The organism is Glutamicibacter sp. V16R2B1, assembly GCF_005774635.1.
In the GTDB taxonomy this organism is placed as follows: Bacteria; Actinomycetota; Actinomycetes; order Actinomycetales; family Micrococcaceae; genus Glutamicibacter; species Glutamicibacter creatinolyticus.
In genome coordinates, this window is record NZ_VATX01000048.1 from 1 (window position 1) to 4,528 (window position 4,528).

Consider the following 4,528-nt stretch of genomic DNA (forward strand, 5'->3'; position numbering starts at 1 on the left):
GACCACGACAGCAGGAAGAACACCTCCGGCCTGCCTGACTGGCTGTTCCTCCGGGACCGCGCCGTCTGGGCCGAACTGAAGAACGAGACCTACAAAGCCAGCCCAGCCCAGCTGGCGTTCGCCGCGACCCTTCGCCGCGCCGGTCAGGAAGTCCACCTGTGGCGCCCCCGCCACCGCCAAATCGTTCTGGAGGTCCTCCGATGAAGTTCCGAGTAGAGCGTGACGAGTTCACCGACGCGGTGGCGTGGACCGCCCGCACCCTGCCGACCCGGGCGACCACCCAGCTGCAGGTCCTCGCCGGCCTACTCCTCGACGCGACCGGCGACGGGCTGAAGGTCGCCGCGTTCGACTACGAGGTGTCCGCGCAGGCCGACGTCGCCGCGAACGTCGGCGACCCGGGCCGCGGCCTCGTCAACGGCAAGATGCTCGCGGACATCACCAAGTCGCTGCCCGACGCCCCGGTCGACGTGGCAGTGGACGGCACCCGCCTGACCCTGGTCTGCGGCAACAGCCGGTTCGCCCTGCCGATGCTGCCCGTCGACGACTACCCGTCGCTGCCGCCGATGCCGGAAACAGTGACCGGGGTGGTGCCGGGCCTGGTGTTCGGCTCCGCTGTCGCCCAGGTTGCCATCGCCGCCGGCCGTGACGACACCCTCCCCGTGCTGACCGCGGTCCGCGTCGAGGTGACCGGGGACAAGCTGACCCTCGCCGCCACCGACCGGTACCGGCTGGGCGTCCGCACCATCGACTGGCAGCGCAACACTGGCGACACCGAGGAGACTACGGCGCTCGTCCCCGCGAAGACCCTCGCCGACCTTGCCAGGCACGCCGGCAAGAACGATGTTGTCCTGCACTTCGGCACCGGCAAATCCGGTGAGGCCCTCGCCGGGTTCGAGATCGCCGGACGGAAGACCACCACCCGGCTGATCGAAGGCACCTTCCCGCCCTACCGGAAGCTCCTGCCGGACAGCACCCCCCTCGCCGCCCGGGTCGACATCGGCCCGCTCACCGAAGCCGTCAAGCGGGTCGCCCTCGTCGCCCCCCGCACCGCCCCCGTGAAGCTGACCTTCACCACCGACAACCTCGTCCTCGAAGCCGGCACCGGAGGGGAAGCGCAGGCCTCCGAGGCCCTGCCCGTCGCCTACGACGGCCCCGAGCTGGTCGTCCATTACAACCCGGCCTACCTCCTCGACGCCCTGGGCGTGATTGAGGAGAAGACGGCCCAGTTCGGGTTCGCGTCAGCCGAGGACATGACGCTGGCGGGGAACAAGCCTGCGATCCTCACCGGTGTCAGCGGCGACGAGAACGCCGAGGTGAACCCGGACGGCTACCGGTACCTGCTGATGCCCATTCGGAGCAACGGATGACCGCCGTCGTCCTGCGAGGCGACGCACGGGCCCTGCCCCTGCCTGACCAGTCTGTCGATCTTGTCGTCACCAGCCCGCCCTACTTCGGCCTGCGCGCCTACCAAGACGGCGGACAGGCCTACGACGGGCAGATCGGCGCCGAATCCACACCCGCCGAATACGTCGCCAACCTGATCGACGTCGTCCGCGAATGCGCCCGGGTACTCAAGCCCACCGGGTCGATCTTCGTGAACCTCGGCGACAAGTACGCCGGCCGCTCCGGCCCCCAGGGCGCCACCGGCCAGCGCGCCGACCGGGCGCAGGCGTCCACCTACGGCCGGACCGCGGTGCACCCCGTGCCCGACAAAAGCCTGATCGGCCTGCCATGGCGGTTCGCCCTCGCCGCGGTCGACGACCTCGGCCTGATCCTGCGCAGGGACATCATCTGGCGCAAGATCAACGGGCTACCGGAGAGTGTGACCGACAGGTGCCGCTCGTCTCACGAGTACCTGTTCCACCTCACGAAGGCCCCGCGGTACTTCGCTGCGATCGACGAGATCCGCGAACCGCACGCCGAGCACACACTGCGGTACTACGGGCCTGGAACGAACGCGCGGCAACGACCGGCCAACGCGGCAGGCAACGCGCAGAACGGCACCAAGAACAGGCTGACCACCGTAGGTGTACTCGGCCGTCTCCCCGACTCCGTCGGGGACCTGGCGTCCGAGCCGTTCACCCCGCCCGCGACATCCCCGCTCGACGGCCGGCCGCTACCCGAACACTATGCTGCGTTCCCGTCCGCGCTCGTCCGCCGGATCGTCCTCGGCTGGTCCCCGGCCGGCGGCGTTGTCGCCGACCCGTTCGGCGGGACAGGCACATCCGCGCTCGTCGCGTCCGCGCTTGGCCGGACTGGCGTGTCCGTCGACGCCAGCCACGACTATGCCCGGCTCGCTCGTTGGCGCACCTGCGACCGTGCGCAGCGAGCCAAGGTGCTCGGCCTCGCGAAGCCGCCCGTCGAAGTCACAGGGCAGGCCGATCTACTGGCCGACCTCTGCGCGGAGGCGTCATGACCGCCCGCCGGGTTCAGCGGTCCCGGGCCCGCGGCACCCGCCTCACCGAAGGCGCCGTGGTCGTCAGCCGCGGAACCAGCTGGGGAAACCCGTTCACCATCGCCGAGCACGGCCGGGACCGGGCCCTCGAAAGGCACGCCGCATGGCTCGCCGGGGTAGGCCCCGACCTGATCTTCTCTGGCAGTCGGGCCTACTCCCGGACATGGGTCTTGGACAACCTGCCCACCTTGGCCGGTAGGACGCTGGCCTGCTGGTGCCCGGCGGACAGCCCATGCCACGGAGATCTTCTGTTGGAACTCGCTGGGGAGGCCCTGTCATGACATGCCCACTCGCGGTCTACACCCTTCCCCGATCCCGTTACATCTGGCTGGGCGACGGCCCCGGAAACAGGCGGGTCGCAGCCCCACTGCGCCTCACCCCGGAAGAAGCGTTGAGCCTCGCGGAGAATCTGATCCGCCGGGCCGCGCCGAGCATTACCGGTGAACAGGCAGTCCGACTATCAGTCCTGCTTCTCGTGATCTGCCAGAGCGGAGACAACCCCGAGCCGGCGCCGGAACTGGACACGTCGGAGAGGACTGTGGTCATCCGCCGGCCGGCAGTACCCCCGCCGTCTGAAGCCGGGCGGGCGTTTGTGTACCGGACCGCAGGCCCGACCACGGCCACTGACCTTCCGATCGCCTCATGAGCGGGGCCGGGGGGCCTGTGTGGGACTGGCGGGACGGCGCCGAATGCCGGGGCGCCGACCCGGACATGTTCACTGCGGAAGGGGAGACGGGCCCGCTGGTGGATGCGGCGAAGAAGGTGTGCGCCGGCTGCCCTGTGGCCGTGTCCTGCCTGCACTGGGCGCTGTCCCGCCGGGAGCCTGAAGGGGTGTGGGCTGGGATGACTGTCAAGGAGCGGGTCAAGTTTCTGCGGACGACGGACGTGCCTCGCGTCGCGACCGTCAACATCTCGGATCTCGCCGAGGAGATCGCTCTCGCCGACCGGATCGGCGACGCGCAAGCTCAAGGGCGCGGCACCGTGTGGACCATCCCCGGCGTTGACTTCGGGATGGGGAAGGACGCCACAGCGAATTGGTTCGCCCGTTTCAACACACGTCTGAATGGCGGGATGAACGAGCATCTCGGAGATACACTCAGATCAGCATGAGGCGCATTCCCACCACGGGTTGCGTTCAGGCAGTAGACGAAGCTGGCGGGATGCTCGGATGGGACTCGCCGGAATGTTGCTGCACCAGCAGCGCCGAGCATTCCGCGTGGGTCGCCGAGCAGGTACGCCGGCAGGACTTTGACCGCCTCATACGAGCGTTGATTCGAGTTGTATCCCGTCGAGTCCGAGGGGGAGGATCTCATGGGTGACATTCGCGCTATCACCCTTCGCCAGCCATGGGCGTGGGCCGTAGCCCATGGTGGGAAGGATGTCGAGAACAGGCGGAAGTGGCTGGGGCTGGTCACCGGCCCGGTTCTGATCCACGCCGCCCGCGAGTGGGACGACGATTGGCTGGAAGCCGTGGAGCTGATCGCCAAGCTCAGCGGGCGGCCGGGCTCCGAGGTGCTGGCGGGCGCCCGGGTGTTCGGCGCGGTGGTCGCCGTCGCCACGATCTCGGCGAAGCCGATGTGGCCGCATGGCTCCCTCGCCTGCGTGCGGACATCCCGCCTCGCGCACCTACATCCGGACGGGCCGTACACCTGCTCCCCGTGGGCGATGGGCGGCAACGGGCCAATGTCCCACTACCCGCTGCGGAACGTTCGCCCGCTGGAACAGCCGGTGCCTGCCCGGGGCGCACTCGGTTTCTGGCGCCCACCGGCTGAGGTTCTCACCGCGGTCCGCGAGCAGATCGGCGACTTCGACATGCAGGGGAAGTTGATCAATGACTGAGACGAGCACGGAGACGCGGTACTCCTTGGGCGACAGGGTCACCGTGGCGAGCCACTTCGTGTGGTGCGGCCATGACACGCACGGCCGCACCGGCAAGGTGGTCGAGGTCCACAGCTTCGCCGACACGACGTTCTACGAGGTCGGTTTCGGCGACGGCCGGGCCCCGGCGCCGTATCTCGCGCACGAGCTGTGCCTGGTCCGCAGAGGTGGGCTTGCGGCAGTGCGCCACCCGAT

The 4,528-nt window shown here is 69.2% G+C and carries 6 protein-coding genes; all 6 read left to right on the forward strand.

Annotation, left to right across the window (positions count from 1 at the left end; genetic code table 11):
* Positions 1 to 204, forward strand: a 204-nt coding sequence (locus FDN03_RS16525; protein WP_212743928.1) for a hypothetical protein, incomplete at its 5' end; no start/stop codon positions are given.
* Positions 201 to 1,367, forward strand: coding sequence for a DNA polymerase III subunit beta (gene dnaN / locus FDN03_RS15835; protein ID WP_138178556.1), 1,167 nt, complete (start codon positions 201 to 203; stop codon positions 1,365 to 1,367). The genes FDN03_RS16525 and dnaN, both read left to right, overlap by 4 nt.
* Entirely contained in the window at positions 1,364 to 2,416 is a 1,053-nt protein-coding gene (locus FDN03_RS15840) for a DNA methyltransferase (RefSeq protein ID WP_138178557.1), read from the forward strand. Before dnaN ends, FDN03_RS15840 begins: the two co-directional genes overlap by 4 nt.
* A 681-nt stretch (positions 2,417 to 3,097) precedes the next feature.
* Positions 3,098 to 3,565: a WhiB family transcriptional regulator gene (locus FDN03_RS15850; protein ID WP_138178559.1), complete on the forward strand. Its 468-nt coding sequence runs from the start codon at positions 3,098 to 3,100 to the stop codon at positions 3,563 to 3,565.
* A 201-nt stretch (positions 3,566 to 3,766) separates the two neighbouring features.
* On the forward strand, positions 3,767 to 4,294 hold the full coding sequence (locus tag FDN03_RS15855; RefSeq protein WP_138178560.1) for a hypothetical protein: 528 nt from the start codon (positions 3,767 to 3,769) through the stop codon (positions 4,292 to 4,294).
* On the forward strand, positions 4,287 to 4,528 hold a 242-nt coding region (locus tag FDN03_RS15860), incomplete at its 3' end, for a DUF1918 domain-containing protein (protein WP_138178561.1). The genes FDN03_RS15855 and FDN03_RS15860, both read left to right, overlap by 8 nt.